Source organism: Azospirillum agricola, from assembly GCF_017876095.1.
Classification (GTDB): domain Bacteria; phylum Pseudomonadota; class Alphaproteobacteria; order Azospirillales; family Azospirillaceae; genus Azospirillum; species Azospirillum agricola.
In genome coordinates this window covers 322,768-347,355 of sequence record NZ_JAGINM010000002.1, presented here as the reverse complement: position 1 = coordinate 347,355, position 24,588 = coordinate 322,768, and the positions used below count along the sequence as shown (strand labels likewise).

32 protein-coding genes and 1 tRNA gene are annotated in these 24,588 nt (G+C 68.5%); 16 read left to right on the top strand and 17 right to left on the bottom strand.

Annotation, left to right across the window (positions count from 1 at the left end; all coding sequences use genetic code 11):
- Positions 1 to 208 precede the first annotated feature (208 nt).
- The 5 genes from J2847_RS04040 to J2847_RS04020 all read left to right on the top strand — a co-directional run bounded on the left by J2847_RS04040 (position 209) and on the right by J2847_RS04020 (position 5,763).
- A complete protein-coding gene (locus J2847_RS04040) occupies positions 209 to 1,228 on the top strand; it encodes a transporter substrate-binding domain-containing protein (RefSeq protein WP_209777149.1) in 1,020 nt (339 codons plus the stop codon).
- A gap of 220 nt (positions 1,229 to 1,448) precedes the next feature.
- On the top strand, positions 1,449 to 2,648 hold the full coding sequence (locus tag J2847_RS04035; RefSeq protein ID WP_209777147.1) for an amino acid ABC transporter permease: 1,200 nt from the start codon (positions 1,449 to 1,451) through the stop codon (positions 2,646 to 2,648).
- Positions 2,648 to 3,757 (top strand): amino acid ABC transporter permease, encoded by a 1,110-nt coding sequence (locus J2847_RS04030; protein WP_209777145.1) that lies wholly within the window; start codon positions 2,648 to 2,650, stop codon positions 3,755 to 3,757. The genes J2847_RS04035 and J2847_RS04030 overlap by 1 nt, the downstream gene beginning before the upstream one ends.
- Positions 3,758 to 3,772: 15 nt before the next feature.
- Positions 3,773 to 4,549, top strand: coding sequence for an amino acid ABC transporter ATP-binding protein (locus tag J2847_RS04025; RefSeq protein WP_211114596.1), 777 nt, complete (start codon positions 3,773 to 3,775; stop codon positions 4,547 to 4,549).
- Between the two features lie 128 nt (positions 4,550 to 4,677).
- Positions 4,678 to 5,763: a pyridoxal phosphate-dependent aminotransferase gene (locus J2847_RS04020; protein ID WP_209777144.1), complete on the top strand. Its 1,086-nt coding sequence runs from the start codon at positions 4,678 to 4,680 to the stop codon at positions 5,761 to 5,763.
- 176 nt (positions 5,764 to 5,939) lie between these two features.
- On the opposite strand, the gene J2847_RS04015 is transcribed toward J2847_RS04020, so the two are convergent.
- The 7 genes from J2847_RS04015 to J2847_RS03985 all read right to left on the bottom strand — a co-directional run bounded on the left by J2847_RS04015 (position 5,940) and on the right by J2847_RS03985 (position 11,493).
- On the bottom strand, positions 5,940 to 6,557 hold the full coding sequence (locus J2847_RS04015) for a GNAT family N-acetyltransferase (protein WP_209777142.1): 618 nt from the start codon (positions 6,555 to 6,557) through the stop codon (positions 5,940 to 5,942).
- Complete coding sequence (locus J2847_RS04010) at positions 6,533 to 6,970, bottom strand: GNAT family acetyltransferase (RefSeq protein WP_209777140.1); 438 nt, start codon at positions 6,968 to 6,970, stop codon at positions 6,533 to 6,535. The genes J2847_RS04015 and J2847_RS04010 overlap by 25 nt, the downstream gene beginning before the upstream one ends.
- Entirely contained in the window at positions 6,967 to 7,869 is a 903-nt protein-coding gene (locus J2847_RS04005; protein WP_209777139.1) for a sulfurtransferase, read from the bottom strand. The genes J2847_RS04010 and J2847_RS04005 overlap by 4 nt, the downstream gene beginning before the upstream one ends.
- Before the next feature lie 29 nt (positions 7,870 to 7,898).
- Positions 7,899 to 8,606, bottom strand: a complete 708-nt coding sequence (locus J2847_RS04000) for an alanyl-tRNA editing protein (RefSeq protein WP_209777137.1) — start codon at positions 8,604 to 8,606, stop codon at positions 7,899 to 7,901.
- A gap of 19 nt (positions 8,607 to 8,625) precedes the next feature.
- Positions 8,626 to 9,627 carry a cysteine synthase A gene (locus J2847_RS03995; RefSeq protein ID WP_209777136.1) on the bottom strand — a complete coding sequence of 334 codons (1,002 nt, stop codon included), beginning with the start codon at positions 9,625 to 9,627 and terminating at the stop codon, positions 8,626 to 8,628.
- Positions 9,628 to 9,731: 104 nt separating this feature from the next.
- The gene (locus tag J2847_RS03990) at positions 9,732 to 10,355 is read right to left on the bottom strand and encodes an NUDIX domain-containing protein (RefSeq protein WP_209777134.1); all 624 of its coding nucleotides are present in this window, start codon (positions 10,353 to 10,355) and stop codon (positions 9,732 to 9,734) included.
- Positions 10,356 to 10,419: 64 nt separating this feature from the next.
- A complete protein-coding gene (locus tag J2847_RS03985; RefSeq protein ID WP_233474258.1) occupies positions 10,420 to 11,493 on the bottom strand; it encodes a S1C family serine protease in 1,074 nt (357 codons plus the stop codon).
- A gap of 165 nt (positions 11,494 to 11,658) precedes the next feature.
- On the opposite strand from J2847_RS03985, the gene J2847_RS03980 reads away from it, so the two are divergent.
- On the top strand, positions 11,659 to 11,835 hold the full coding sequence (locus J2847_RS03980; RefSeq protein WP_179166224.1) for a hypothetical protein: 177 nt from the start codon (positions 11,659 to 11,661) through the stop codon (positions 11,833 to 11,835).
- 60 nt (positions 11,836 to 11,895) lie between these two features.
- Positions 11,896 to 12,129 (top strand): hypothetical protein, encoded by a 234-nt coding sequence (locus J2847_RS03975; protein WP_209777132.1) that lies wholly within the window; start codon positions 11,896 to 11,898, stop codon positions 12,127 to 12,129.
- A 47-nt stretch (positions 12,130 to 12,176) separates the two neighbouring features.
- On the opposite strand, the gene J2847_RS03970 is transcribed toward J2847_RS03975, so the two are convergent.
- The 7 genes from J2847_RS03970 to J2847_RS03940 form a co-directional block, all read right to left on the bottom strand.
- Entirely contained in the window at positions 12,177 to 12,335 is a 159-nt protein-coding gene (locus tag J2847_RS03970; RefSeq protein ID WP_209777131.1) for a hypothetical protein, read from the bottom strand.
- A gap of 300 nt (positions 12,336 to 12,635) precedes the next feature.
- Positions 12,636 to 12,711: transfer RNA gene (locus J2847_RS03965), tRNA-Asn, on the bottom strand.
- Between the two features lie 197 nt (positions 12,712 to 12,908).
- Positions 12,909 to 13,304 carry a COG4315 family predicted lipoprotein gene (locus J2847_RS03960; RefSeq protein ID WP_209777129.1) on the bottom strand — a complete coding sequence of 132 codons (396 nt, stop codon included), beginning with the start codon at positions 13,302 to 13,304 and terminating at the stop codon, positions 12,909 to 12,911.
- Positions 13,305 to 13,437: 133 nt separating this feature from the next.
- Positions 13,438 to 14,049 carry a glycerol-3-phosphate 1-O-acyltransferase PlsY gene (gene plsY / locus J2847_RS03955; RefSeq protein ID WP_209777327.1) on the bottom strand — a complete coding sequence of 204 codons (612 nt, stop codon included), beginning with the start codon at positions 14,047 to 14,049 and terminating at the stop codon, positions 13,438 to 13,440.
- Between the two features lie 10 nt (positions 14,050 to 14,059).
- Positions 14,060 to 15,352 (bottom strand): dihydroorotase, encoded by a 1,293-nt coding sequence (locus J2847_RS03950; RefSeq protein ID WP_209777127.1) that lies wholly within the window; start codon positions 15,350 to 15,352, stop codon positions 14,060 to 14,062.
- Positions 15,349 to 16,311, bottom strand: coding sequence for an aspartate carbamoyltransferase catalytic subunit (locus J2847_RS03945; protein ID WP_085556588.1), 963 nt, complete (start codon positions 16,309 to 16,311; stop codon positions 15,349 to 15,351). The genes J2847_RS03950 and J2847_RS03945 overlap by 4 nt, the downstream gene beginning before the upstream one ends.
- 82 nt (positions 16,312 to 16,393) lie before the next feature.
- The gene (locus J2847_RS03940; RefSeq protein ID WP_085556589.1) at positions 16,394 to 17,284 is read right to left on the bottom strand and encodes a transcriptional regulator GcvA; all 891 of its coding nucleotides are present in this window, start codon (positions 17,282 to 17,284) and stop codon (positions 16,394 to 16,396) included.
- 245 nt (positions 17,285 to 17,529) lie between these two features.
- Between J2847_RS03940 and J2847_RS03935 the strand changes: the two genes are divergently transcribed.
- From J2847_RS03935 to J2847_RS03915, 5 genes are all read left to right on the top strand, one after another.
- Positions 17,530 to 17,766, top strand: coding sequence for a DUF1127 domain-containing protein (locus J2847_RS03935; RefSeq protein ID WP_209777125.1), 237 nt, complete (start codon positions 17,530 to 17,532; stop codon positions 17,764 to 17,766).
- 5 nt (positions 17,767 to 17,771) lie between these two features.
- Entirely contained in the window at positions 17,772 to 18,200 is a 429-nt protein-coding gene (locus J2847_RS03930; RefSeq protein ID WP_209777124.1) for a GFA family protein, read from the top strand.
- A complete protein-coding gene (locus J2847_RS03925) occupies positions 18,197 to 18,610 on the top strand; it encodes a GFA family protein (protein ID WP_209777123.1) in 414 nt (137 codons plus the stop codon). The genes J2847_RS03930 and J2847_RS03925 overlap by 4 nt, the downstream gene beginning before the upstream one ends.
- Positions 18,611 to 18,759: 149 nt before the next feature.
- Positions 18,760 to 19,110, top strand: coding sequence for a cupredoxin domain-containing protein (locus tag J2847_RS03920; protein WP_209777122.1), 351 nt, complete (start codon positions 18,760 to 18,762; stop codon positions 19,108 to 19,110).
- Between the two features lie 54 nt (positions 19,111 to 19,164).
- Entirely contained in the window at positions 19,165 to 19,998 is an 834-nt protein-coding gene (locus J2847_RS03915; protein ID WP_209777120.1) for an FTR1 family iron permease, read from the top strand.
- Positions 19,999 to 20,112: 114 nt separating this feature from the next.
- Here the strand turns inward: J2847_RS03915 and ruvX are convergent, their stop codons facing one another.
- Positions 20,113 to 20,679: a Holliday junction resolvase RuvX gene (gene ruvX, locus J2847_RS03910; RefSeq protein ID WP_209777119.1), complete on the bottom strand. Its 567-nt coding sequence runs from the start codon at positions 20,677 to 20,679 to the stop codon at positions 20,113 to 20,115.
- A 185-nt stretch (positions 20,680 to 20,864) separates the two neighbouring features.
- Between ruvX and J2847_RS03905 the strand changes: the two genes are divergently transcribed.
- From J2847_RS03905 to gatA, 3 genes are all read left to right on the top strand, one after another.
- The gene (locus J2847_RS03905; RefSeq protein ID WP_209777117.1) at positions 20,865 to 21,170 is read left to right on the top strand and encodes a hypothetical protein; all 306 of its coding nucleotides are present in this window, start codon (positions 20,865 to 20,867) and stop codon (positions 21,168 to 21,170) included.
- Between the two features lie 132 nt (positions 21,171 to 21,302).
- Positions 21,303 to 21,590: an Asp-tRNA(Asn)/Glu-tRNA(Gln) amidotransferase subunit GatC gene (gatC, locus tag J2847_RS03900; RefSeq protein WP_209777116.1), complete on the top strand. Its 288-nt coding sequence runs from the start codon at positions 21,303 to 21,305 to the stop codon at positions 21,588 to 21,590.
- The gene (gatA, locus tag J2847_RS03895) at positions 21,590 to 23,071 is read left to right on the top strand and encodes an Asp-tRNA(Asn)/Glu-tRNA(Gln) amidotransferase subunit GatA (RefSeq protein ID WP_209777115.1); all 1,482 of its coding nucleotides are present in this window, start codon (positions 21,590 to 21,592) and stop codon (positions 23,069 to 23,071) included. The genes gatC and gatA overlap by 1 nt, the downstream gene beginning before the upstream one ends.
- Before the next feature lie 73 nt (positions 23,072 to 23,144).
- Here the strand turns inward: gatA and J2847_RS03890 are convergent, their stop codons facing one another.
- On the bottom strand, positions 23,145 to 23,360 hold the full coding sequence (locus J2847_RS03890) for a hypothetical protein (protein WP_209777114.1): 216 nt from the start codon (positions 23,358 to 23,360) through the stop codon (positions 23,145 to 23,147).
- 67 nt (positions 23,361 to 23,427) lie between these two features.
- Positions 23,428 to 24,012, bottom strand: coding sequence for a GNAT family N-acetyltransferase (locus J2847_RS03885; protein ID WP_209777113.1), 585 nt, complete (start codon positions 24,010 to 24,012; stop codon positions 23,428 to 23,430).
- 389 nt (positions 24,013 to 24,401) lie between these two features.
- Between J2847_RS03885 and J2847_RS03880 the strand changes: the two genes are divergently transcribed.
- On the top strand, positions 24,402 to 24,572 hold the full coding sequence (locus J2847_RS03880; RefSeq protein WP_179166164.1) for a hypothetical protein: 171 nt from the start codon (positions 24,402 to 24,404) through the stop codon (positions 24,570 to 24,572).
- Positions 24,573 to 24,588 lie beyond the last annotated feature (16 nt).

Here is a 24,588-nt window from a genome sequence, read left to right as displayed (position 1 = left end):
CGGCGCCAAGTCCCGGACGCCGTTGGGTTCTTCCCCAACCTCCTAGCCGAACAGAGGATTCGACAAGTCGGATAAAGTTGATGCACTCTTGTCACACGCGCATGGCTGCCGCGCGATCCGGACGGGTGTCCGGCGTTGCCAGGGGCCGGACGCGTCGTCACGCCGCTCAAACGCGGATAACGCAAGAACAGGGTGGAGCTTAAGCATCATGAAATCCGGAATCCTGGCCGCCGCCGCTGCGGCCGTGGTTGTTACCGCTACCGCCGGTGCCGGCGCCGCCACGCTGGACACCGTCAAGCAGCGCGGCTTCGTGCAGTGCGGCGTCAACGCCGGCCTGCCGGGCTTCGGCAACCCGGACAGCGCCGGCAACTGGACCGGCCTGGACGTCGATTACTGCCGTGCCGTCGCGGTGGCGATCTTCAACGACCCGAACAAGGTCAAGTTCACCCCGCTCTCGGCCCAGCAGCGTTTCCCCGCCATCCAGTCGGGCGAGGTCGACCTGCTGTCGCGCAACACCACCGTCACGCTGACCCGCGACACCTCGGTCGGCCTGAACTTCGCCCCCGTCACCTACTATGACGGCCAGGGCTTCATGGTGAACAAGAAGCTCGGCGTGAAGAGCGCCAAGGAGCTGAACGGCGCCACCGTCTGCGTCCAGTCCGGCACCACCACCGAGCTGAACCTCGCGGATTATTTCCGCGCCAACAACATGAGCTACAACCCGGTCGTCATCGAGTCGAACGACGAGGTGAACGCCGCCTACTTCGCCGGCCGCTGCGACGTGCTGACCACCGACGTGTCGGGCCTCGCCGGCACCCGCGCCGGCGTCGCCCCGGTTCCCGACGACCACGTCATCCTGCCGGAGGTCATCTCCAAGGAGCCGCTGGCTCCCGCCGTCCGCCACGGCGACGACCAGTGGTTCGACATCGTCAAGTGGACGGTCAACGCGACCATCCAGGCGGAGGAGTTCGGCATCACCTCCAAGAACGCCGACGAGTTCGTCAACTCGAAGAACCCGGACATCCAGCGCTTCCTCGGCACCTCGCCGGGCCTCGGCAAGGCGCTCGGCCTGGACGAGAAGTACGCCCTGAACGTCATCAAGAAGGTCGGCAATTACGGCGAGATCTTCGACCGCAACGTCGGTCCGGGCACCCCGCTGAAGCTGGAGCGCGGCCTGAACGCGCTGTGGACCAAGGGCGGCCTGCAATATTCGGCGCCGTTCCGGTAAGCCGGCCGGCAGGTTGGTTTGACGAGGGCCGCCCGCCGGAAACAGGGGGCGGGCGGTCTTCCGGGTGAGAGAGCGACCGCGAAGGGGGCCAGTGAAGCACCCGCGCATCACGTCGCATTGGGAGACATGTCGCATCCGACGGTGTGGGAAGAAGCCCGGAACAACGTCCGGGACCGCGTGGGCACCGGATGGAGCGCGATGGTTCGAGGGAGAGTAGTCCGTGGCGACCGAGACCCGGACCACCCAAGGCGCGCCGGCGCCGGGTGGCGTATCGTTTTCCCTCAGCGACCCGACGGTCCGCGCGGTCGTCTACCAGATTCTGGTGGTCGGCGCGGTCGTCCTGGTCGGCTGGTTCCTGATATCCAACACGCTCGACAATCTGGCGCGGCGCTCCATCGCCACCGGATACCATTTCCTGGAGCGCGAGGCCTCCTTCGGCATCGGCGAATCGATGATTGATTATTCACCGAAGGACAGCTACGGCCGGGCCTTCCTGGTCGGCGTGCTGAACACGCTGAAGGTGTCGATCATCGGCATCATCCTGGCGACGATCCTCGGCACGCTGGTCGGCGTGGCGCGGCTGTCCAGCAACTGGCTGATCGCCAAGCTGGCCTCGACCTTCGTCGAGATCGTCCGCAACGTCCCGCCGTTGCTGCAACTCTTCTTCTGGTACGCGCTGGTGTCCGACAGCCTGCCGCCGGTGCGCAACGCGCTGAACCCGCTGCCCGGCGTCTTCCTGTCCCAGCGCGGCCTGTGGGTGCCGTCGCTCAGCGCCAGCCCGGTCTGGGCGACGATGGGCATCGCCTTCGCGGTGGCCGTGATCCTGACGATCTTCCTGAACCGCTGGGCCAAGGACCGGCAGGCGCGCACCGGCCAGATCTTCCCCACCGCCCGCGCGGCGCTTGGGCTGCTGATCGGGCTGCCGCTGATCGCCTACGTCGCGGGCGGGGCGCCGACGGCGCTCGACATGCCGCGGCTGGCCGGCTTCAACTTCGTCGGCGGCATGGCGCTGTCGCCGGAGTTCTTCGCCATCCTCACCGGACTGACGGTCTACACCTCCGCCTTCATCGCCGAGGTGGTGCGCAGCGGCATCGTCGCCGTCAACTGGGGCCAGACCGAGGCGGCCCGCGCGCTCGGCCTGCCGAGCGGCCCGACGCTGCGCCTCGTCATCCTGCCGCAGGCGCTGCGGGTGATCGTGCCGCCGCTGACCAGCCAGTACCTGAACCTGACCAAGAACAGCTCGCTGGCGCTGGCCATCGGCTACCCCGATCTGGTGTCGATCGCCAACACGACGCTCAACCAGACCGGTCAGGCGATCGAGGGCGTGACGATGATCATGGGCACCTACCTGACCATCAGCCTCAGCATCTCGATCTTCATGAACTGGTACAACAAGCGCATCGCGCTGGTGGAGCGGTAATGGCGACGACCGACAACGCACAACCCGTCGGCCTGCCGGACGAGCGTCCGCCGGCCAACACCGTCGGCCCCGTCGCGTGGCTGCGGAACAACCTGTTCAACACCTGGTACAACGCCATCCTGACGGTGCTGGTGCTGGCCCTGCTGGGCTCGGCGATTCCGCCCTTCCTCGACTGGCTGCTGATCAAGGCGCACGGGCTCGACGCCACCTCGCAGGAATGCCGCCAGGGCGGCGGCGCCTGCTGGGGCTTCGTCAACGAGAAGCTGCGCTTCATCATGTTCGGCACCTTCCCCTACGACGAGCAGTGGCGTCCGTTCGCGACCATCGCGATCTTCATCGCGCTGCTGCTGGCGAGCTGCGACCGCCGCTTCTGGAAGCCATGGTTCGGCCTCGTCTGGGCCGCCGGCCTGGCGGCGGTGGCGATCCTGATGTGGGGCGGCGTGCTCGGCCTGACCTATGTCGAGAACACGCTGTGGGGCGGCCTGCCGCTGACCATCATCCTGTCGGTGATCGGGCTCGCCGTGGCCTTCCCGGCGGCGATCCTGCTGGCGCTCGGCCGCCGTTCCAACATGCCGGCGGTCAAGGTGCTGTGCGTCACCTACATCGAGCTGATCCGTGGCGTGCCGCTGATCAGCCTGCTGTTCATGGCCTCGGTGATGTTCCCGCTGTTCCTGCCCAACGGCGTGTCGGTGGACAAGCTGCTGCGCGCCCAGGTCGCCTTCATCATGTTCGCCGCCGCCTACATGGCCGAGGCGATCCGTGGCGGCCTCCAGGCGATCCCCAAGGGGCAGTACGAGGCGGCCGACGGGCTCGGGCTCGGCTATTGGCAGAAGATGCGCAAGATCATCCTGCCGCAGGCGCTCGCCGTCGCCATCCCGCCGCTGGTGAACACCTTCATCAGCTTCTTCAAGGACACCTCGCTGGTCATCATCATCGGCCTCTACGACCTGCTCGGCACCGCCAAGGCGGCGCTGTCCGACCCGGCGTGGCGCGGCTTCTACCGCGAGGCGTACCTGTTCATCGGCGTCATCTACTGGATCTTCTGCTACAGCATGTCGAAGTACAGCCAGAAGCTGGAACGCGACCTGAACCGCAGCCATCGCCGCTAGGGAGTACACAGAATCATGGCCCAGGTCGCCCAACAGGCCCAGCACACGCTCAGCGGCGAGGAGATCATCCGCTGCACCGGCGTCAACAAGTGGTACGGCGAGTTCCACGTCCTCAAGAACATCGACCTCAGCGTCCAGAAGGGCGAGCGCATCGTCGTCTGCGGCCCCTCGGGTTCCGGCAAGTCGACGATGATCCGCTGCCTGAACCGGCTGGAGGAACACCAGAAGGGCACGATCGTCGTCGACGGCATCGAGCTGACCAACAACCTGAAGAACATCGAGCTGGTGCGCCGCGAGGTCGGCATGGTGTTCCAGCACTTCAACCTGTTCCCGCACCTGACGGTGCTGGAGAACTGCACGCTGGCCCCCATCTGGGTGCGCAAGAAGCCGAAGGCCGAGGCCGAGGACATCGCCATGCGCTACCTGAAGCGCGTGCGCATCGCCGAGCAGGCCAACAAGTACCCCGGCCAGCTCTCCGGCGGCCAGCAGCAGCGCGTCGCCATCGCGCGCTCGCTGTGCATGAGCCCGAAGGTGATGCTGTTCGACGAGCCGACCTCCGCCCTCGACCCGGAAATGGTCAAGGAGGTGCTCGACGTCATGATCGGGCTGGCCGAGGACGGCATGACCATGCTCTGCGTCACCCATGAGATGGGCTTCGCCAAGTCGGTCGCCGACCGGGTCATCTTCATGGACCGCGGCGAAATCGTCGAGCAGGACACGCCGGACCGCTTCTTCACCAACCCGAAGTCGGAGCGGACCAAGCTGTTCCTCAGCCAGATCCTGAATCACTGACCTTCGGAAACAAACGCCGTTTTTCCCGGTGTGCGGCGCAATGAAGTGTGGCGACGCACGCCGGTTTCAGGTTCAATCGTCTTCCGTTACGCGCTGCCGGCTGCCACGCACAACGGAGACCGTGCCTCATGGATCTGCTCAGCCCACGCCCTGGCGTCGTACAGATCAAGCCCTACCGGCCGACGCGCCCGCCCAAGGACGGCCGGCGCTGGATCGACCTCTCGCTGACGCAGAATCCCCTGGGGCCGAGCCCGGCGGCGCTGGCCGCCTACCGCAACGCGGCCGGCCAGATCCACCGCTACCCCGACTGGAGCCAGGATTCGCTGCGCCACGCCATCGCCCGGCGCTACGCCATCGACGTCGAGCGCGTCGTCTGCACCGCCGGGTCGGAGGAGCTGATCCATCTGGTGACCCAGGCCTTCGCCGGGCCGGGCGACGAGGTGCTGTGCCACGAGCGCGGCTATCGCGGTTTCCTGAAGGCGATCCGCGCGTCCGGCGCAACGGCGGTGGTCGCGGCGGAACGGGACATGGTGGTCGACGTCCAGGCGATGATCGACCGCGCCAACGAGCGCACGCGAATCTGCTTCCTCGCCAACCCGAACAACCCGACCGGCACCTACATCCCGGCCGAATATGTCCAGAGGCTGCGCGCCGGCCTGCCGCCGCACACGCTGCTGGTGCTCGATTCGGCCTACGCCGACTATTGCCGGCGGCCCGACTACAGCGACGGGACGGAGATCGTCGAGACCTCCGACAACGTGCTGATGATCCGCACCTTCTCGAAGATGCACGGGTTGGCCGGCCTGCGGGTCGGCTGGGGTTATGGCCCGGCGGCGGTGGTCGAGGCGGTCAACGCGATCCGCGGTGCCTTCAACGTCGCGACCCCGGCCCAGGCCGCCGCGACGGCCGCGCTTGGCGACGCCGAGCATGAGGAGGCGACCTACGCCCACAACGCCGAATGGCTTCCCTGGCTGTCGCGCGAGTTGGAGCGGGTGGGGCTGCGGGTCTACCCGAGCGTCTGCAACTTCGTGCTGGCCCGCGTGCCGACCGACCCGTCGCTGGGCGTTCAGGCGGTGATCGACCATCTGGCGGGGCGCGGCATCCTGGTGAAACCGGTTGCCGATTACGGCCTGCCGGACTGCCTGCGCATCACCGTCGGGCGGGAAGAGGAAAATAAGCTGCTGGTTGCGGCGCTGGCGGAGATATTGGGGTAAAAACCACTTGGTCCAATGCCCCGATGATAAAAATATCCAGACACAGATGAACACAGATAAACACAGATTCATTTTGAATGGATGGCAGGGCCTATCCGGGCAGGCTGGCTGTCATCACCATTCATCTGTGTCTATCTGTGTTCATCTGTGTCAAAAATAAAGACTGATGCTTTACGTCACTCGATGATCGGAATGTGCGGCCCCGCGCTCTTCGGCAAGGGTCCACCGATCCGGGGGTCGCGGATCTCCCGCACGACATGCCGCACCGGCTTGAATCCCATGCTCTGGTAGAGCGGCAGCGCCTTGGGATGGTCGAAGCTGCATGTGTTGACCACCAGCTTCCTCGCCCCGCCGTCCCAGGCCAGCCGGATCGCGGTGTCGAGCAGCCAGGGACCGAGCTTCAGCCCGATGAAGTCCGGGATCATCCCGAAATAGGCGAGGTCGGTCGCCGCTTCCCGCCGGTCGAGCTCGGCGTAGCCGGCCGGAGTCCCGCTCACGTAGAGAACCCAGACCTCGACGCGCGGGTCGTTGAGGCTGCGCTCCAGCTCCTTGCGGGGCAGGCGGCGGCGCTCGTGCCACAGCCACGGCTCGCCGACCGTGTCGTAGAGATAGCGGTAGAAGGACCAGTTGGGCGGGTTGGCGCGGACCAGCGCCACATCGCCCTTCGGCCGGGCCAGCGGCGCGTGGCTCGGGGGCGCCGTCATCTCCAGATAGGTGACGATGACCGAGAGGTTCCCCGGCTTCACGGCGGTCGGCAGGGCGGGGCGCATCAGGGAGAAGGTTTCGTCAGCCATTTCTGCATCATCGTAACGGGCGAGGTGGCATAGCCCAACCGCTCGTAGAAGGCCAGCACCCGCTGGTTGGTCTCGCGCACCAGAAGCTGGACCTTGGGCATCCCGGCCTCGGCCAGCCAGCGTTCGGCGGCCTCGACCATGCGGTGCCCGTAACCGCGCTTCTGGTGGACGGGATCGACGGCCACATAATAGATCCAGCCCCGGTGCCCGTCATGGCCGACCATCGCGCTGGCGACGATGCCGCCGTCCAGCGTGCCGAGCAGGATGGTCGAGTTCGGCCGGGAGAGCGCCAGCGCGATGTCCGCCGCCGGGTCGTTCCAGGGAACGACCAGCCCGCAGGCGGTCCACAGCGCCACCACCGCGTCGCGGTCGGAGGGACCGCAGACGCGGATGGCGAGCGTCGGTCCGGTCATGCCGCGCGGGGTCCGGTCTCGATGGGCAGGTCGGGACGCAGGCCCCATTCCGCCCAGGAGCCGTCATAGATGGCGACGTCCGTCTTGCCGGCGGTCGCCAGACCCAGCGCGATCACGCAGGCGGTGATGCCGCTGCCGCAGGAAGCCACCACCGGCCGGCCGAGATCGAGCCCGGCCGCCTGGGCCTTCGCCCGGATGGCGTCGGGCGGCAGCAGGAGCTTGGTGTCCGGATCCATCAGGTCGGTGTGGGGCAGGTTGAAGCTGCCGGGGATGCGCCCGCTGCGGCGGCCGGGCCAGGGCTCGGCGGCGTTGCCCTCGAAGCGGGCCGGGGCGCGGGCGTCGGTCACCTGTTCGGCCTTGCGGTCGATGTTGGCGAGCACGTCGTCGACGCCGCGCACCAGCTCCGGGCGCGGCCGGGCGGTGAAGCTCCCTGGCGCGGGGGCCGGCGCGGTGCCCGATTCGGTCGGGCGTTCCTCGGCCAGCCAGCGCGGCAGGCCGCCGTCGAGCACCGCCACCTTGTCGTGGCCGAACAGCCGGAACATCCACCAGACCCGCGCCGCCGCCGTGGCGATGCCGGCGCTGTCGTAGGTCACCACCGTATCGCCGTCGCCGATGCCGAGCGCGCCGACCTTGGCGGCGAACAGCGCGGCGTCCGGCACCATGTGGGGCAGGGGGCCGGTGTCGGGCGCCGAGATGTCGTCCACCTCGGCGAAGCGGGCGCCGGGGATGCGGCGCTCGGCGAATTCGGCGTGGGTGTCGCGGTTCTGCGAGGCGAAGTACCAGGAGCAGTCGAGCACCCGCAGGCCAGGGCGGCCCAGATTGCGGGCCAGCCAGTCGGTGGAGACGATTGGGCCGGGCAGGGACTCGACCGGGGTCCCGGTGGCGGTGGCGTCGGTCATGGCGGCGTCTTCCCTTCGTTTCTTCGGGCTCAGTCCTTCAGCGCGATGACGACGCGCCGGTTCTGCTTGCCCTTGTTCTCGATCTTGGTGACCTCGATGCCGCCGATCTCGCCGGTGCGGGCGACATGGGTGCCGCCGCAGGGCTGGAGATCCACCCCCTCGACGTCCAGCAGCCGGACCCGGCCCGAGCCGGTCGGCGGCTTCACCGACATGGTGCGCACCAGCTCGGGCGCGGCCGCCATCTCCTCGTCGGTGATCCAGCGGGTGCCGACGGTCGTGTCGGCGGCGATCAGCGCGTTGACGGCGGCGGCGATGGCGTCCTTGTCCAGGCTCGCGGCCGGAACGTTGAAGTCGAGGCGGCTCTTGTCCGCCCCGATCTGCCCGCCGGTGACCGAGCCGGGCACCACGGCGCACAGCAGATGCAGCGCCGTGTGCATCCGCATGTGGCGGTGGCGCCGCTCCCAGTCGATGACCGCCTCCACCGCGGTGCCGGGAGCGGGCGGGGCGGCGCCGTCCTCCGGGACGTGGATCACGTCGTCGGGGCCGCCGTCCCCCTTCACCGTGTCGGCGATGCGGATCTCGCCGCCGTCGAAGCGCAGCACCCCGCTGTCGCCGGGCTGGCCGCCGCCGGTCGGGTAGAAGACGGTCCGGTCGAGCCGGATGCCGCGCTCGTCCACCGAAACGACGGTGGCGGTGCAGCGTTGGGCGTAAGCGTCGTCGCGAAACAGCGCGTCCATGGAACCCCGCGAGGAAGAATCAGGCGAGCCAATCAGGCACGGGAAGATTCTTCTCACGAAGGAAGTCCGGATTGAAGAGCTTCGATTGGTAACGCTGCCCCCCGTCGCACAGGATGGTCACGACGGTGTGGCCCGGCCCGAGGTCGCGGGCGACGCGGATCGCGGCGGCGATGTTGATGCCCGACGAGCCGCCCAGCACCAGCCCCTGCGTCCTGATCAGGTCGAAGATGATCGGCAGCGCTTCCTCGTCGGTGATCTGGAGCGCCTGGTCGATCGGCGCGCCCTCCAGATTGGCGGTGATGCGGCCCTGGCCAATGCCCTCGGTGATCGAGCTGCCTTCCGCCTTCAGTTCGCCATAGGCGTAGTAATTGTAAAGCGAGGCGCCCATCGGGTCGGCCAGCGCGATGCGGATGTTGGGGTTGCGCTCCTTGAGCGCCAGACCGATGCCGGCCAGCGTGCCGCCGCTGCCGACCGCGCAGGTGAAGGCGTCCACCCGGCCCCCGGTCTGCTCCCAGATCTCGGGTCCGGTGGTCAGGCGGTGGCCTTCGCGGTTGGCCACGTTGTCGAACTGGTTGGCCCAGATGGCGCCGTTGGGCTCGGTCTTCGCCAGCTCATCGGCCAGCCGGCCGGAGTAGCGCACGTAATTGTCGGGGTTGGAGTAGGGCACCGCCGGGACCAGCCGCAGGTCGGCGCCGACCAGCCGCAGCATGTCCTTCTTTTCCTGGCTCTGGGTTTCCGGCATGACGATGACGGTGCGGTAGCCCAGCGCGTTGCCGACCAGCGCCAGCCCGATGCCGGTGTTGCCGGCCGTGCCCTCGACGATGGTGCCGCCGGGGCGCAGCAGCCCGCGCTGCTCGGCATCCTGGACGATGGCGAGCGCCGCGCGGTCCTTCACCGAGCCGCCGGGGTTCAGGAACTCCGCCTTGCCGAGGATGTCGCACCCCGTCGCCTTCGAGGGGCCTTCCAGGCGGATCAGCGGCGTGTTTCCGATGGCGCCGATGAAGCCGTTGCGAATGTCCACGACCGAGTCTCCTGAATCCTGATGCCGAATGTTGGCCTTCACTATCGGGAGATAGCGGCCGCGATTCAAGATGGGTCTGTGAAATGCAGCATTGAACAAATTTCTCAGGTGGAAACTTGGCCGTCACCGAGCCAGCGCCGGCGCAGCGCCTCGCGGTGGCGGGCCAGCCAGCCGATGGCGATGATGGCGACGGAGTTGCGAAGGCGGTTCTCATCCATCAGCCGGATCGCCTCGTCGGTCGGCATCACCATGATGCGGATGTCCTCGTGCTCCTCCTCCAGCCCGCCGGTCGCGGCCAGTCCACGGCTGTCGACCCGCCCGCAGAAGACGAAGACCTGCTCGGTGAAGGCGCCGGGGCTGACGAAGTAATCGCCGATCGGTTCGATCGCGCCGATGGTGCAGCCGGCCTCCTCGACGGCCTCGCGGCGGGCGACCTCCTCGGGGGTCTCACCCTCGCCGACCATGCCGGCGACGATCTCGGTCATCCAGGCCGGACCGCCGACGGCGGCGGAGCCGACGCGGAACTGCTCGATCATCACCACGGCGTCGCGGTCGGGATCGTAGAGCAGCACGCCGACCGCCGGCCCGCGGTCGCAGACCTCGCGCGGCGGCAGCACGCCGGTCCAGGTGCCGTCGAACTTCTTGTGGCGCAGGCGGTAGACGTCGATGGTCAGGAAGCCCTTGTAGGCCGTCGTCCTGTCGAGGATCTCGATGTCGGGATGGTCCATGGCGAGTCTGCCCCGGAAGCGGAATGAAAAGGGTCCTTCCAGGGTTTACCGCATCCTTTCCCCGCTACAAGGTCGGATTCAGCCGCAGGAAGCGCACGCGGTCGGCCGACGGCACGGTGACCGGCTCCAGCCGCGCCCCGCGCAGCACCTCCAGCGGCACCACCACGCCGGCCGGTCCCAGCCCCCAGAGCTTGCGGTAGAAATCGGCCAGCCCGCTGAAGCGCTGTCCGCCGACCCCGACGATCTGGTCGCCCGGCCGCACCCCGGCCGATTCGGCGGGGCCGCGCGGCGACACCTTCTCGACCAGCAGCCGGCCCTGCTCCTCGCGCAGGGTCACGCCCAGCCAGGGGCGCGCCGGCTCCTGCCGCTTGCCGTAGGCCAGCAGGTCGGAGAGGATCGGCTCCAGGGCCGAGATCGGCACGAACATGTTGCCCGGCAGCCCGCGCCCCTCCATCGCCTGCGCCACCAGCAGCGAGCCGACGCCCACCAGCGTGCCGTTGCGGTCGACCAGCGCCGCCCCGTTGAAGGCGCGGATCGGCGGGAAGGTGAACAGGGCCTCGTCCAGCAGATACTCCCAATAGCCGGCGAACTCGCGCTTGCCGACCAGCTTCACTGCCGTCGCCGACCGGTTGCGGCCGCCGCTGAGCGCCAGCAGCGCGTCGCCTTCCTCCACCGCCGCCACGCTGCCCAGCCGCAGCCACGGCGACTCGAAGCCCATCCCGGCGCGCAGCAGGCCGAAGCCGCTGACCGGATCGTAGGCGACCAGGGTCGCCGGATAGCCCTTGCCCTCCAGCGTGGTCACCTGGATTTCCGAGGCTTCCATGACGGTGTAGCCGATGGTCAGGATCAGGCCCGATCCGTCGATGACGATGCCGCTGCCCTCGCGGGTCGAACCCAGCGTCTGGGAGCTTTGCGCGTCCGGCGGGACCACCGCCGAGACGCCGACCACGGCGCGCATCAGCCGGTCGGCGTCCAGCCCCTCGGCGGCGCGAAGGGGCGCCGAGGGGAACAGGACCAGGAGAAGGAGGAAGAGGCCGGCGCCGCGCGCCGCCAAGGTGGCTGCGATGGTCCTGGCTGCGATGGCCAGGGCTCCGATGAGATTCGTTCCGATGACGGTGGCTGTGACGACGACCCGCATGCTTGCCGCCCTCCCGCAAACGCGGATCCGCCCCCGGAGCCGCCCCTCATGACATTGCGTGCGAGTCGCGGCGCATCAAGGCGTGACCGTCGCCATCGGCGTGAAACATGCCGCGCCGGCCGGTGTTGTCGTGGAGACGCATCAGCCATACGGGAGACCCATGTGATGCCCATCAGCAGCGAGCAGGACCTCGAGCGCGCCGTGGAGGAATTCCAGCGTCTGAGCGACGCGCCCGACGAGTCGAAGGAGGGGGAGCGGCGCAGGGTTCTGGACGCGGACATCAAGGCGTATTACGCCCAATGTTCCGACGCCCTGCGGCCCGGCAAGCCACGCCACGAGTGAGGGACTCCGATCCGTTCCCTTCCTTCGCGGCCGCGATGAACGAGAGAGGAATGGTCGGCGATGAAGCGAACGGACACCTGCTACACCTGCCGCTTCTGGGAGGGGCAGGGCCTGCGCCAGCGCGGGCCGAAGGGAACCTGCCGGCGCTACCCGCCGGTGGTGACCCCGCGCAGCCCCGATGGCACTTTCCCCATCACCCTGTCCACCGACTGGTGCGGGGAATGGAAACGGGTGGCGTCGCAGGCCGTCGAGGGCGATCCCGACGCGACCATCTACGACGATCTCGTCGGTTGAGCGATGTCACGGGCCGCTGAACGCGCGTGGCGGGGGCGACCGGACGATCAGCGGGGCAGGGGCGCCATGATCAGCGTGCGGGTGGCTTCCGGCAGGGAGCGGTCGCCGTCCAACATCATGTCCCAGTCCAGCCCGAGCAGCAGCAGCGCGGTCACCATGGCGACGGCGAACAGGAAGGCAGCGCCGGTGCAATCGCGCAATCGCATCGGCGCGTCTTCCCCCAGAGGCCTGGCGGGTGGGTCGAGCGGGTGGGATCCTCGCAGTGGCAGAAGCATGGCGGTCCTCCTTCGGCGGAGCACCCAACCGACGGGCTCGGTTCGGAATTGTTGCAAAGTTTAAACCTGCCGGCCCTCCGGTGGCAGTTCGCTTCCGGTGCATCAGCCCCACCATTTGGGCTTATACGATGTCGCTAGAACGGAGACGGTTGGCCGAACGGCCGATTTCCACGCGGGGCGCCGGGAAAGAAAAAGGGCCGGACGCTGCTGGCGTCCGGCCCTTTTCCAATCTGGCTCCCGGTGCTGGACTCGAACCAGCGACAAGCGGATTAACAGTCCGCTGCTCTACCAACTGAGCTAACCGGGATCGGAAGCCCTTGTTCGGGCTGCCGTTGTTGGCGTGGGCGGGTGTATAGCGAAAGATTTCCCGCCTGCCAAGCCCTATCCGACGAAAAAACGCAAACCGCTGGAGAAGCGGCGGGAGGGGGGCTGCCGTGACGCCCGCTCCCGCCGGGTTGCGCGCCGGCCGGTCCGTTTCGGAAGCCGCTCGGCGCGCCGGTCCTGTCATGGCTTCGCGACGTGCCAGACGCTGTTCACGCCGTCCCCCGTGGTGTCGCCGGCCTTGGCGTCCTTGGCCCATGTGTAGAGGGGTTTGCCGTTGTAGGCCCACTGCCTGGAGCCGTCGTCGCGGGTGACGACGGTGTATTTGCCCATCGGTTTGGCGGAGGAATCGGCCATCAGCGGCGGCCAGTTCGCGGCACACGGGCCGTTGCAGGTCGACTTTCCGGCGGTGTCCTTGTCGAACACGTAGAGCGTCATGCCCTTCGCGTCGGTCAGCACCGGCCCCATGGCCGTCTTGCCGGTCATCGCCGGCTCTTTTCCCTGCGCAAGGACGGGCGCGCCGAACAGGGCGATGCCCAGGCCGAAGGCGAGCGCGGTGATGCGGGTTGCGGATGTCATCGTTCGATCCTCCCCATAAACGAAGCGCGCCGGTTGGCGGCGCCGCTTCATCATGGACGCGGGGAGGCGGCAAATATTCCTCAAGGACGGATACGGTCGTTTGATCCGCGTCCACCTTCAAAGAGGGGGCGTTTCAGGGGACCGCCTTCTTCTTTCCGGCGCCGATCCTCGGTTCCTCGCCCTTCAGCAGGCGGCGGATGTTGGCTTCGTGGCGGATGAAGACCAGGACGGCGATGAACAGGCACAGGCCGGCGACCAGCGGGCCGCCGAAATACCAGCCGGTCAGCGGGCTGAGAGCCAGCGCGGTCAGCGCCGACAGCGACGAGATGCGGAAGACCGCCGCCATGACCAGCCAGGTCAGGCAGGCCAGCAGCCCGGCCGGCCAGCACACCGCCAGCAGCACGCCAAGCGCCGTTGCGACCCCCTTGCCGCCCTTGAAGCCGAGCCAGACCGGAAAGCTGTGGCCCAGCATGGCCCCGCCGGCGGCCAGCACCGCCGCCTCCAGCCCGAGAAAGGCCGGGCCGGCCCACAGGAAGGCGAGCAGCGCCGCGATGGCGCCCTTGCCGCTGTCGAGCAGCAGCGTGGCGAGCGCCAGCGGCTTGTTGCCGGTGCGGAGCACGTTGGTCGCCCCGATGTTGCCGGAACCGATCTGGCGGATGTCGCCCAGACCGGCCATGCGGGTCAGCACGAGGCCGAACGGGATCGAGCCCAGCAGATAGCCCAGCAGGGCGCAGACGGCCAGCATGACCACCGGCTCAGCCCTCCGTCCAGACGGTGCGGCCGTCGACGATGGTGCGCAGCGGACGGCCCTGGACCGGGCGGTTCTCGAAGGGCGAGTTCTTCGACTTCGACTTGAAGCGCGAGACGTCGATCTGCCAGGGGCTGTCGAGATCGAAGACCACGAGGTCGGCGGCGGCCCCCCTGGCGATGCGGCCGAGGGCCAGGTCGAGGATCGCCGCCGGGTTGGCGGTGACGCAGGCCAGCGCCTTCAGCAGCGGCAGCCTGCCCTTGTGGACCAGTTCCAGCGTCAGCGGCAGCAGCGTCTCCAGCCCGATCACGCCGAAGGCGGCCTGGGCGAAGGGCAGGCGCTTCTGGTCCTGGTCCTGCGGGACATGGTCGGACGCGATGGCGTCGATGGTGCCGTCGGCCAGCCCCTCGACCACCGCGCGGCGGTCCATCTCGCCGCGCAGCGGCGGCGAGACCTTGGCGTAGGTGCGGTAGTCGCCGACATCGACCTCGGTCAGGGCGAAATAGTGCGGGGCGGTGTCGCAGGTCACGCGCAGGCCGCGCGCCTTGGCCCGGCGGATCAGCTCCACCGACTCCGACGTGGTGACGTGGGCGAAGTGCAGCCGGCCGCCGGTCAGTTCGACCAGCCGCAGGTCGCGCTCGATCATGATGATCTCGGCCTCGCGCGGGATGCCGACGAGGCCGAGGCGGGTGGCGATCTCGCCGGAGTTCATCATGCCGCCCGAGGACAGCGACGGCTCCTCCGGGTGCTGCACGATCAGCTTGTCGAAGGTCCTGGCGTAGCTCAGCGCCCGGCGCATCGTCTTGGCGCTGCCGATCGCCTTGGTGCCGTCGGTGAAGGCGACGGCGCCGGCCTGGGCCAGCAGGCCCATCTCGGTGATCTCCTTGCCCTCGGTCCCGCGCGTGGCGGAGCCGTAGGCGAAGACCTTGACCAGCTTGGCCTCGCGGGCGCGGCGGGCGACGAATTCCAGCCCGGCGACCTCGTCGAGGACCGGCGTGGTGTTGGGCAGCAGTGCCATCGCGGTGATGCCGCCGGCGGCGGCGGCGCGCGACGCGCTCTTGATCGTGTCCTTCTCCTCCTCGCCCGGCTCGCCGATCAGCACGCGCATGTCGACGAGGCCGGGGGCGAGGCAGAGGCCGTCCAGATTCACCGCCTCGGCGTCGGCGGGCACGCCGTCGCGGAACAGGTCGGGGCCGAAATCGGCGATCTTGCCGCCGTCGGTCAGCAGGTCGGCGCGCTGGTCCAGCCCGGTCGCGGGATCGAGCAGGCGGGCGTTCAGGTAGGCGACGCGGCTGTTCATTGGTCGGCCTTCCGGCGTTCGCGGGTCAGGAGGTCGAGGACGGCCATGCGCACGGCGACGCCCAGCTCGACCTGGTCGAGGATCATCGAGCGCTTGAGGTCGTCGGCGACCTCCGAGTCGATCTCGACGCCGCGGTTCATCGGGCCGGGGTGCATGATGACCGCGTCGGGCTTGGCGACCTCCAGCTTCTCGTAGTCGAGGCCGTAGAAGTAGAAGTATTCGCGGGTCGACGGGATGTACTGGCCGCTCATCCGCTCGGTCTGGAGCCGCAGCATCATCACGACGTCGGCGTCCTTCAGGCCGGTCTTCATCTGATGATGGACCTCGACGCCGAGCCGGTCGATCTGCGAGGGCAGCAGGGTCGGCGGTGCCACGCAGCGCACGCGGGCGCCCATGGCGTTCAGCAGATGGATGTTGGAGCGCGCCACCCGGCTGTGCAGGATGTCGCCGCAGATCGCCACCACCAGCCCCTCCAGCCGGCCGACGCGGCGGCGGATCGCCAGCGCGTCGAGCAGCGCCTGGGTCGGGTGCTCGTGGTGCCCGTCGCCGGCGTTGATGACCGAGCAGTTGACCTTGTCGGCCAGCAGCTTGACGGCGCCCGAATCGGCGTGGCGCACGACCAGCGCGTCGAGATGCATGGCGTTGAGCGTCATCGCCGTGTCGATCAGCGTCTCGCCCTTCTTCACCGAGCTGCCGTCCGACGACATGTTGATGACGTCGGCGCCCAGCCGCTTGCCGGCCAGCTCGAAGCTCGTGCGGGTGCGGGTGGAGTTCTCGAAGAACAGGTTCACCAGCGTGCGGCCGTCCAGCAGGGCGGACTTCTTCACGGGGCGGCGGTTCTGCTCGACATAGCCGTCGGCGAGGTCGAGGATCCGGGTGATCTCGCCGGCCCGCAACCCCTCGATGCCGAGAAGGTGGCGGTGCGGGAAGATCTCGTCTTGGGGGTGGGGGGCGCTCATGGGCGCGGACTATAGGAGCGGTGCGGGGCGCCCGCAAGCGGGTGGCGGGGGTTCAGGGCTATCGCTTGAGGCCCCCGCGCGCTCACGGCGTGTTGGCGGCCTCCTCGAACAGCCAGTCGCGGAAGGCCTTCACCTTGGGCCGGTTGAAGTAATGCGGCGGGGCGACGACGTAGTAGGCCAGGCTGCCGGGCAGCCCGACGTTGAACAGCCGCACCAGCCGGCCGCTGGCGATGTCGTCGGACACCAGGACGCCGCGCGCCAGCGCGATGCCGTGGCCGTTGATCGCCGCTTGCAGCGTGAAGGACGAATCGTCGAAGCGCAGCCCGCGGTCGACGTCCACCCCCTCGATCCCGGCCGCCCGGCACCAGACCGCCCAGGAGATGTTGTAGTCGTCGTGCAGCAGGGTGTGGTTGCAGAGATCCTCCGGGCAGGTCAGCGGGCGCTCGCCGTTGAGCAGCGACGGGTGGCCGACCGGAAAGATGTCCTCGGTCAGCAACCGCTCGACCCGCAGGTCGGGCCAGACGCCGGTGCCGAAGCGGATCGCCAGATCGACGTCGTGCCGGGTGAAATCCACCATCTGGATGGTGCTCTGCACGCGGACGTCGGTGTCGGGATAGCGCTTCTGGAAGCGCATCAGCCGCGGCACCAGCCATTTCGACGCGAAGCTCGGCATGGTGGAGATGGTCAGGGCGCCGGCGCTGTCGGTGCGGATCAGCTTCTCGGTCGCCTGGGACAGCGTGTCCATCGCCTCCCGCACCGGCGGCAGGTAGTTCTGCCCGGCCTCGGTCAGCGCCAGCGCGCGGTTCATTCGGCGAAACAGGGGTAATCCGAGCCACTCCTCCAGCGCCTTGATCTGGTGGCTGACCGCCGCCTGGGTGACATGGAGTTCGTCGGCCGCCTTGGTGAAGGACAGGTGACGGGCGGCGGCTTCGAAGGCGCGAAGCGCGTTCAGCGGGGGCAGGCGGCGGGACATCGGGATCCGGGGGAGGGGGTCGGATTAGTTTCTCTAATCGACTCTATGAGAAAGCGTCGTTTGTCCGCAAGGCGTCGTTGGGTCATCTTCAGTCCCACGACGACAGCCCCAGGATGACAGCCGATGCGGTGCGGTCGAGGCGCCTTCCGCCGATCCCCGCATCCAGCCCCTCGAAGCGTGTCTTTCCCATCATCCCTGCACGGCCCCGCTTATCGGGCCCCGCTTATCGGGCAAGGAGACCGATCATGAGCCGGATCACCCAATCCACCCTGTCCAGCACCCGGACCACGGCGGCGGAGCGTTCCGCTTTCGCCGGTGCCGGCGGCCTGCTGGCCGCGCTGTTCGACCGCATGGCGACCTGGAGCGAGCGGAGGCGCCAGCGGCTGGCGCTGGAATCGCTGCCGGACCATCTGCTGGCGGACATCGGCGTGTCGCGCGCCGACGCCAGCCAGGAAGCCGAAAAGCCCTTCTGGCGGGGGTGAGGGGCATGACGTCGATACGGGCGTCGACGGGGGCGTTGACGGGTGGCTGTCTGTGCGGCGGCGTGCGCTACGCGATCGACGGCCCGGTGGAGCCGGTGTCCTTCTGCCATTGCGGGCAGTGCCGCCGCCAGCACAGCCACGTCGGCGCCTACACCGGCGTGGCGCGCGCCGGGTTCCGCCTGACCGCCGACGGCACCCTGGCGTGGTATGCCTCCTCGGAGCGGGCGCGGCGCGGCTTCTGCGCGCGCTGCGGCGCCGGGCTGTTCTGGGAGGCGGTGGGCGACGCGGAGCGCATCACGGTGACCGCCGGCAGCCTGGATGACCAATCGGTGCTGCGCGCCGACCGGCACATCCTGGTCGATTGCAAGGGACCCTATTACGAGATCGGCGCGGACGGGTTGGAACGGCGAACCAGCACGGGAGACACGGTATGAGCGATCGGAAGGGGTTGCCCGGCGGCTGCCTGTGCGGCGGCGTCCGGTTTCTGATGACCGAGCGGCCGATGGGCGTGGTGAACTGCCATTGCGGACAATGCCGCCGCTTCCACGGCCATGTCGGCGCCTACGTCACCGTGCCGCACGACACCGTGGTCTTCGACGCTGACGCGACGCTGTCCTGGTACCGCTCGTCGGACTTCGCCCGGCGCGGCTTCTGCGGGCGTTGCGGTTCGTCGCTGTTCTGGAAGGAGGACGGCAACCCGCACCTCGAGATCGCGGCGGGCAGCCTCGACCAGCCGACCGGGCTGGCGACGCTGCGGCATGGCTATGTCGCGGACAAGGCCGATTACTACGACATCGCCGACGGTCTGGAACAGTTCGACGGATCCGTGTCGGAACTGCCCTGAGCCATCGACAAACTGTGGCCGGCAAGCTGTGCTGTTCCGTCGCAGGGGGGCTGCGCGGCGCGCGGGGCGCTTTATCGTTGACCGTGGATGCTTCGGGTGAGAATGATTTGCAGGTGCAAGGTCATTCATCCGCTTCGAGGTCCGTCACGATGCGTCGCCCGCTTGTCTCGCTCGCCCTTCCGGCTTTCGCCCTGCTGGCCCTTGCCCTGCCGCTTGCGACGCCGGCGCTGGCCGAGGACGCTCCGGTGACCATCGTCATCAAGGACCACAGGTTCGAGCCCGCCGAGGTGAAAGTCCCCGCGAACAAGCGGGTGACGCTGCTGGTCGACAACCAGGACGTGACGTCCGAGGAGTTCGAGAGCGCCGAGCTGAAGGTCGAGAAGATCGTCGGCGGCCGCAAGCAGATGAAGGTCGCGATCGGGCCGCTGAAACCCGGACGCTATCCCTTCTTCGGTGAGTTCCACGAAGCCACCGCCCAGGGCGCCGTCCTGGCCGAGTGAGGCCGGCCGTTTCGCTTTCCCCTTCGCGCCGGTCCTTCCTCGGAGACGTCCGCCATGCTTGCCAGTCTGATCATCGTGTTCCGCGAGGTGCTCGAAGCCGGCCTCGTCATCGGCATCGTGCTTGCCGCCACCCAGGGGGTTGTGGGGCGCGCCCGCTGGATCGCCACCGGCATCGCCGCCGGCATCGTCGGGTCCTGCGTCGTCGCGGTCTTCGCCGATGGCATCAGCGCGCTGTTCGCCGACACCGGGCAGGAGATGTTCAACGCCGGTGTCCTGCTGGTCGCCGTCGTCATGCTGGCCTGGCACAACGCCTGGATGGCCCAGCATGGCCGGGAGCTGGCGCGCGACATGGCGGCGGTCGGCCGCGCGGTGGCGAGCGGCGAGCGCTCTCTGGCCGCGCTGGCCGTCGTGATCGGGGTCGCGGTGCTGCGCGAGGGGTCGGAGGTCGTGCTGTTCCTCACCGGCATCCTGGCGTCGGAAGAGAGCGGTTTCGCCACCGTGCTGGTCGGGGGACTCGGCGGCATGGCGCTGGGGGCGCTGGTGTCGGTGCTGCTCTACGCCGGTCTGCTGCGCATCCCGACGCGCCATCTCTTCTCGGTGACGACGTGGCTGCTGACCCTGCTGGCGGCGGGCATGGCCTCGACCGCCGTGACCTTCCTGGCCCAGGCCGGCCTGCTGGAGGCCGGCGGCGAGATTCTGTGGGACAGCTCGTTCCTGCTGCGCGACAAGAGCCTGTTCGGGCAGGCGCTGCATGTGCTGGTCGGCTACACCGACCGGCCGACCGAGGCGCAACTGATCGCCTATGTGGCGGTGGTGCTGGGCATTCTGCTGCTGACCCGCTGGGCGGCGCGCAACCAGCCGCCGGGCGGCCGCGTCAGCGCGGCCTGAGGCCGGCCCTTCCCGACGTGACCGGGATTGGCCCGGTCGCGGCGGAAAGGAGAGGTTCGCCCGTGGATGCCCGTGCCGGGCATGGGCATGAACCGTGGAGTGAAAGAGCGCCGTTCAGCGGTCGGTGCGGTCTGTCCAGCCGCCGGGGCCGTCGTCGTCGTCACCGTCGTCGTCACCGTCCGCCCCCTCGGCCTCGCGGCGGCGCTGGTTCGCCAGCATGTCGAGCGCGCCTTGCAGGATGTAGGCGGCGGCCATCTTGTCGACCACCTCGTCGCGCCGCTTGCGGGTCATGTCGGCCTCGCCGATCATGAAGCGTTCGACCGCCGATGTGGACAGCCGCTCGTCCCAGAAGGCGATCTCCGCCTCCCAGCCGAGCAGATCGGCGCGCTCCAGCAGATTCTTGGCGAAGGCGCGCACCGATTCGACGCGCGGTCCCTCCGACCCGTCCATGTTCAGCGGCAACCCGACCACCAGCCCGCCGATGCCGTAATCGCGGATCGTCTTTCCCAGTTCGCGCGCGTCCTGGGTGAATTTGGTCCGCTTCAGCGTGCCGATGGGCGAGGCGACGACCAGTCCGGGATCGGCGACCGCCAGCCCGACCGTCTTGCTGCCGACGTCGAGCCCGAGAAGCCGTTGCCCCTTGCCCAGCCGGGCGGCGAGTTCGGAGAGTGTGTGGATCATGCGCCGACCATAGGAGCCCACGGGGATTGCCGCAAGACCACTTGAGTTGTCCGGAGGGCGGTCGGCCCGGAAGGCGGTTCGTGGCGACGGCGCGGGCGCGGGCGCTGCCCGCCTTGTCACTCGGCCTTCTCTGGCATAACGTTTCCCGCACCCCTGTGGTATGGCCGAACCGATGGAGCGGAAGCATGGACGCACAGACGCGGAGCACTGGCCGGCGGGACATACTCCGGGGGCTGGCGGCCGGTGGAGCGCTCCTGCTTTCCGGATCGGGGGCCGGCGCCATCACCGTCCGGCCGTCCTCGGATTATGGCGCCGTGCTGGACGCGGCCTGCGGGGCGTCGGCCGACCACAAGCGGCAGATCGCCGAGGTCGAGAAGGCGTTCGGCCTGACTGTTCCCGACCCGCGCGTGATCGAGCGTCTTCGGCGCACCGCGTGCCCGGACTGCGGCTGCCCCCTGATGCCGCCGGCCGGCGCGTCCGACGCCTTCTGAGCGGTTCGGCAGGGCCCTTTTCGCGTCCTTGTCGCCGTCTTCGGCCGCGCGGGGTGCCGCGAACGTTGCGGCGGGCCGGCGCGGGTGATAGCTTCGCGGCGGATTTCCAATATTTTGGAAGAGAGTAGAGGCATGTCGCTCGACAAGGCCACGGTGGCCAAGATCGCGCATCTGGCCCGCATCAAGGTGCCGGACGGGGAACTGGAATCGCTGGCGGGGGAACTCAGCCAGATCCTGACCTTCGTGGAACAGCTCAACGAGGTCGACACGAAGGACGTGCCGCCGATGACCAGCGTCGCCGCGCAGAAGCTGCGCCGGCGCAAGGACGCGGTCACCGACGGCGGCTATGCGCCCCAGGTCCTGTCGAACGGTCCGGAAACGGCCGAAAGCTTCTACGTCGTGCCGAAGGTGGTCGAGTGATGACGGCGCTCACGCATCTGACCATGGCCGGGGCGCTGGACGGCCTCGCCAAGAAGGAGTTCACCGCGGTCGAACTGGCCGAGGCGCATGTGCGCGCGGTCGAGGCTGTGCGCCCCTTCAACATCTTCATCACCGAGACGCCCGACGCCGCTCTGGCGATGGCCAAGGCCAGCGACGAGCGCCGCGCCAGGGGCGAGGCCGGTCCGATGGACGGCCTGCCCATCGCGGTGAAGGACCTGTTCTGCACCAAGGGCGTCGCCACCACGGCCGGCAGCCACATCCTCGACGGCTTCAAGCCGGAGTATGAGTCGACGGTGACGTCGCAGCTCTGGCGCGACGGCGCCGTGATGCTCGGCAAGGTGAATCTCGACGAGTTCGCCATGGGCTCGGCCACCATCACCGCCCACCAGGGCGAGACGGTCAGCCCGTGGAGCCCCGGCGCGCCGGGCGCCTGGGAGCGCAGGATCGTGGCGGGCGGCTCGTCGGGCGGCTCGGCCGCCGTCATCGCCGCGCGCGCCGCGCTGGGCGCCACCGGCACCGACACCGGCGGCTCGATCCGCCAGCCGGCCGGCTACACCGGTACGGTCGGCATCAAGCCGACCTATGGCCGCTGCTCACGCTGGGGCATCGTCGCCTACGCCTCCTCGCTCGATCAGGCCGGGCCGATGACCCGCACGGTCGAGGACGCGGCGATCATGCTGCGCTCGATGTGCGGCTTCGATCCCAAGGATTCGACCTCGGTCGACATGGCCGTGCCGGACTTCCGCGCCGCCCTGACCGGCGACATCCGCGGCCTGCGCGTCGGCATTCCCAAGGAATACCGCGTCGAGGGGCTGTCGGCCGAGATCGACGCGCTGTGGAATCAGGGCATCGAGTGGCTGAAGGAGGCCGGCGCCGTGCCGGTCGAGATCAGCCTGCCGCACACGAAGTACGCGCTGGCCGCCTACTACATCATCGCCCCGGCCGAGGCGTCCTCCAACCTCGCGCGCTACGACGGTGTCCGCTACGGCCTGCGGGTCGAGGGCGGCAGCCTGTCGGAGATGTACGAGAACACGCGCGGCGCCGGTTTCGGCAGCGAGGTTCGCCGCCGCATCCTGGTCGGCACCTATGTGCTGTCGGCCGGCTATTACGACGCCTACTACAACAAGGCCCGTCAGGTGCGCACGCGCATCAAGTGGGACTTCGACGAGGCGTTCAAGAGCTGCGACGTCATCCTGACGCCGACCGCCCCCAGCACCCCCTTCGCCATCGGCGAGAAGATGGACGATCCGGTGCAGATGTACCTGAACGACGTCTTCACCGTGCCGATCAACCTCGCCGGCCTGCCGGCGATGTCGGTCCCGGCCGGTCTGGGCGCCGACGGTCTGCCGCTCGGCCTGCAACTGATCGGCCGCCCGTTCGACGAGGAGACCCTGCTCCGCGTCGGTCAGGTGGTGGAGAAGGCGGCGAACGTCACGGCGCTGCCGCCCTTCGTGGCCTGAAGATTCGTCTTCGACGGGAAAAGGGCCGGCTCCGATGGGGCCGGCCCTTTTTCTTTGAGGACGGGCGGGACGGTCAGGCCCCGCCGATGCCCTTGATGTAGGTCTCGCCGGTCTTCGGGTCGATGGCCTCGCCGGTGCCGGGCGTGCCGGGAGCGGCTTCGTCACGGTCGCTCAGCGGTTCGTTCCGCGGCTGGACCGGAATCGGCTTGGCCGCCGGCCGGTCGGCGTCCGGACGGTCGTTTTGCGGGCGATCCGTTTGCGTGCGGTCGGGCGTGCGGTCGTCGGCCATCGTCGGGGCTTCCTCTTGGCTGCGGGTGGTTGCGGTCGCTTCCTACAACAGGAGGCGGGCGCGATGATCACTCCGCCGCCAGGATCGCCGCGGAGGCCTGGGCCGGTGCGACGCGCTTGTGCAGCAGCCACTGGTCGATGACGACGCGGACCAGCACGCCGTCGGGGGTGTGGTAGCTGAAATGGCCGCGCTCGGTTCCACAGCGCAGATAGCCGAGCCGGTCGTAGAAGGGCAGGACCCCGGCGTTGTCGCGGTCGACGCCCAACTCGGCGACACCGCCGCCGCGTTCCGCCACGACCTCTTCCGCCGCGCGCATCAGCCGGCTGCCCAGCCCCGCTCCGCGGAAGGGCTGGAACACCCGCAGCGCCCACAGGGTCGCGCGGCCGAGATGGCGCTTGCGCATGAAGTCCACGCAGATCTGGCCGGCCGGAAAGCCGTTCACCTCGGCCAGCAGCATCGCGCCGATGCCCCGTTCCTGCATGCGGAAGGCGTTGCCGATGATCTCGCGGTGCGCGGTGTGCAGGCCGAACCATTCCAGCACCGGAAGGTCGTCGGCGCGTGCCGGGCGGATCGCCACCGTCAGGGACAGCTTGTCCGGGTCCGTGGTCGCCGATGCCGGCCGCATCCTGAAGCCCCACCCGCCATCCGCCATCGCTCGGCTCCTTCCTCTCCTGCGCGCCCGTTCGGCCCGTCCCGCGGCCTTCCCGCCTGGAACTTCCGGGTCGACAGATGAACGGCTGGGAAAAGCCGGCGTTCCCGCCTCTGCCTCATGGACAGGACGGAAGAGGGAAGCATTTGTCGCCGAATTTCAGAAAATATATCGAAAATACAATAAAACGTCCGGGGTGTGTGGAGAGTGATCAAGGTCCGGAAAGAATTTCATGATTCATGAAGGGATGGTAGCAAGTTGAGTGGTGTTCGGCGGATTGACAACCGTCCGCACTGTTTGATACCCATAGAAAAGATGTTGGGAACTTCGTGGCGACAATGAAGTTAATCACAACATTATCTAAAATTTTAGCTTCAGGGCGGAGGCGGAACATGATGAGAATCGTCAATCTGGGACGCACGGGGCTCTTCGTCGTGATGCGTGGCGGCGCGTTGGCCAATCTCGACGGCCGCAGCCATTGGGGATCGGCCGATGAGGCGCGCCGGGCGGCGCAAATGGCCAACCTGCCGGTCAGTGATTTTGTCGTGCGGACGATGCCTTGAGAATCCGTCCGGCGGG

What these genes read in the sequence shown, in the direction of transcription:
- J2847_RS04040 (WP_209777149.1), top strand. Translation starts at nt 209, where the DNA reads ATGAAATCCGGAATCCTGGCCGCCGCCGCTGCGGCCGTGGTTGTTACC.
- J2847_RS04030 (WP_209777145.1), top strand. Translation starts at nt 2,648, where the DNA reads ATGGCGACGACCGACAACGCACAACCCGTCGGCCTGCCGGACGAGCGT.
- J2847_RS04025 (WP_211114596.1), top strand. Translation starts at nt 3,773, where the DNA reads ATGGCCCAGGTCGCCCAACAGGCCCAGCACACGCTCAGCGGCGAGGAG.
- J2847_RS04020 (WP_209777144.1), top strand. Translation starts at nt 4,678, where the DNA reads ATGGATCTGCTCAGCCCACGCCCTGGCGTCGTACAGATCAAGCCCTAC.
- J2847_RS04015 (WP_209777142.1), bottom strand. Translation starts at nt 6,557, where the DNA reads ATGGCTGACGAAACCTTCTCCCTGATGCGCCCCGCCCTGCCGACCGCC.
- J2847_RS04010 (WP_209777140.1), bottom strand. Translation starts at nt 6,970, where the DNA reads ATGACCGGACCGACGCTCGCCATCCGCGTCTGCGGTCCCTCCGACCGC.
- J2847_RS04005 (WP_209777139.1), bottom strand. Translation starts at nt 7,869, where the DNA reads ATGACCGACGCCACCGCCACCGGGACCCCGGTCGAGTCCCTGCCCGGC.
- J2847_RS04000 (WP_209777137.1), bottom strand. Translation starts at nt 8,606, where the DNA reads ATGGACGCGCTGTTTCGCGACGACGCTTACGCCCAACGCTGCACCGCC.
- J2847_RS03990 (WP_209777134.1), bottom strand. Translation starts at nt 10,355, where the DNA reads ATGGACCATCCCGACATCGAGATCCTCGACAGGACGACGGCCTACAAG.
- J2847_RS03985 (WP_233474258.1), bottom strand. Translation starts at nt 11,493, where the DNA reads ATGCGGGTCGTCGTCACAGCCACCGTCATCGGAACGAATCTCATCGGA.
- J2847_RS03980 (WP_179166224.1), top strand. Translation starts at nt 11,659, where the DNA reads ATGCCCATCAGCAGCGAGCAGGACCTCGAGCGCGCCGTGGAGGAATTC.
- J2847_RS03975 (WP_209777132.1), top strand. Translation starts at nt 11,896, where the DNA reads ATGAAGCGAACGGACACCTGCTACACCTGCCGCTTCTGGGAGGGGCAG.
- J2847_RS03970 (WP_209777131.1), bottom strand. Translation starts at nt 12,335, where the DNA reads ATGCGATTGCGCGATTGCACCGGCGCTGCCTTCCTGTTCGCCGTCGCC.
- J2847_RS03960 (WP_209777129.1), bottom strand. Translation starts at nt 13,304, where the DNA reads ATGACATCCGCAACCCGCATCACCGCGCTCGCCTTCGGCCTGGGCATC.
- plsY (WP_209777327.1), bottom strand. Translation starts at nt 14,049, where the DNA reads ATGCTGGCCGTCTGCGCCCTGCTGGGCTATCTGCTGGGCTCGATCCCG.
- J2847_RS03950 (WP_209777127.1), bottom strand. Translation starts at nt 15,352, where the DNA reads ATGAACAGCCGCGTCGCCTACCTGAACGCCCGCCTGCTCGATCCCGCG.
- J2847_RS03945 (WP_085556588.1), bottom strand. Translation starts at nt 16,311, where the DNA reads ATGAGCGCCCCCCACCCCCAAGACGAGATCTTCCCGCACCGCCACCTT.
- J2847_RS03940 (WP_085556589.1), bottom strand. Translation starts at nt 17,284, where the DNA reads ATGTCCCGCCGCCTGCCCCCGCTGAACGCGCTTCGCGCCTTCGAAGCC.
- J2847_RS03935 (WP_209777125.1), top strand. Translation starts at nt 17,530, where the DNA reads ATGAGCCGGATCACCCAATCCACCCTGTCCAGCACCCGGACCACGGCG.
- J2847_RS03930 (WP_209777124.1), top strand. Translation starts at nt 17,772, where the DNA reads ATGACGTCGATACGGGCGTCGACGGGGGCGTTGACGGGTGGCTGTCTG.
- J2847_RS03925 (WP_209777123.1), top strand. Translation starts at nt 18,197, where the DNA reads ATGAGCGATCGGAAGGGGTTGCCCGGCGGCTGCCTGTGCGGCGGCGTC.
- J2847_RS03920 (WP_209777122.1), top strand. Translation starts at nt 18,760, where the DNA reads ATGCGTCGCCCGCTTGTCTCGCTCGCCCTTCCGGCTTTCGCCCTGCTG.
- J2847_RS03915 (WP_209777120.1), top strand. Translation starts at nt 19,165, where the DNA reads ATGCTTGCCAGTCTGATCATCGTGTTCCGCGAGGTGCTCGAAGCCGGC.
- ruvX (WP_209777119.1), bottom strand. Translation starts at nt 20,679, where the DNA reads ATGATCCACACACTCTCCGAACTCGCCGCCCGGCTGGGCAAGGGGCAA.
- J2847_RS03905 (WP_209777117.1), top strand. Translation starts at nt 20,865, where the DNA reads ATGGACGCACAGACGCGGAGCACTGGCCGGCGGGACATACTCCGGGGG.
- gatC (WP_209777116.1), top strand. Translation starts at nt 21,303, where the DNA reads ATGTCGCTCGACAAGGCCACGGTGGCCAAGATCGCGCATCTGGCCCGC.
- gatA (WP_209777115.1), top strand. Translation starts at nt 21,590, where the DNA reads ATGACGGCGCTCACGCATCTGACCATGGCCGGGGCGCTGGACGGCCTC.
- J2847_RS03890 (WP_209777114.1), bottom strand. Translation starts at nt 23,360, where the DNA reads ATGGCCGACGACCGCACGCCCGACCGCACGCAAACGGATCGCCCGCAA.
- J2847_RS03885 (WP_209777113.1), bottom strand. Translation starts at nt 24,012, where the DNA reads ATGGCGGATGGCGGGTGGGGCTTCAGGATGCGGCCGGCATCGGCGACC.
- J2847_RS03880 (WP_179166164.1), top strand. Translation starts at nt 24,402, where the DNA reads ATGATGAGAATCGTCAATCTGGGACGCACGGGGCTCTTCGTCGTGATG.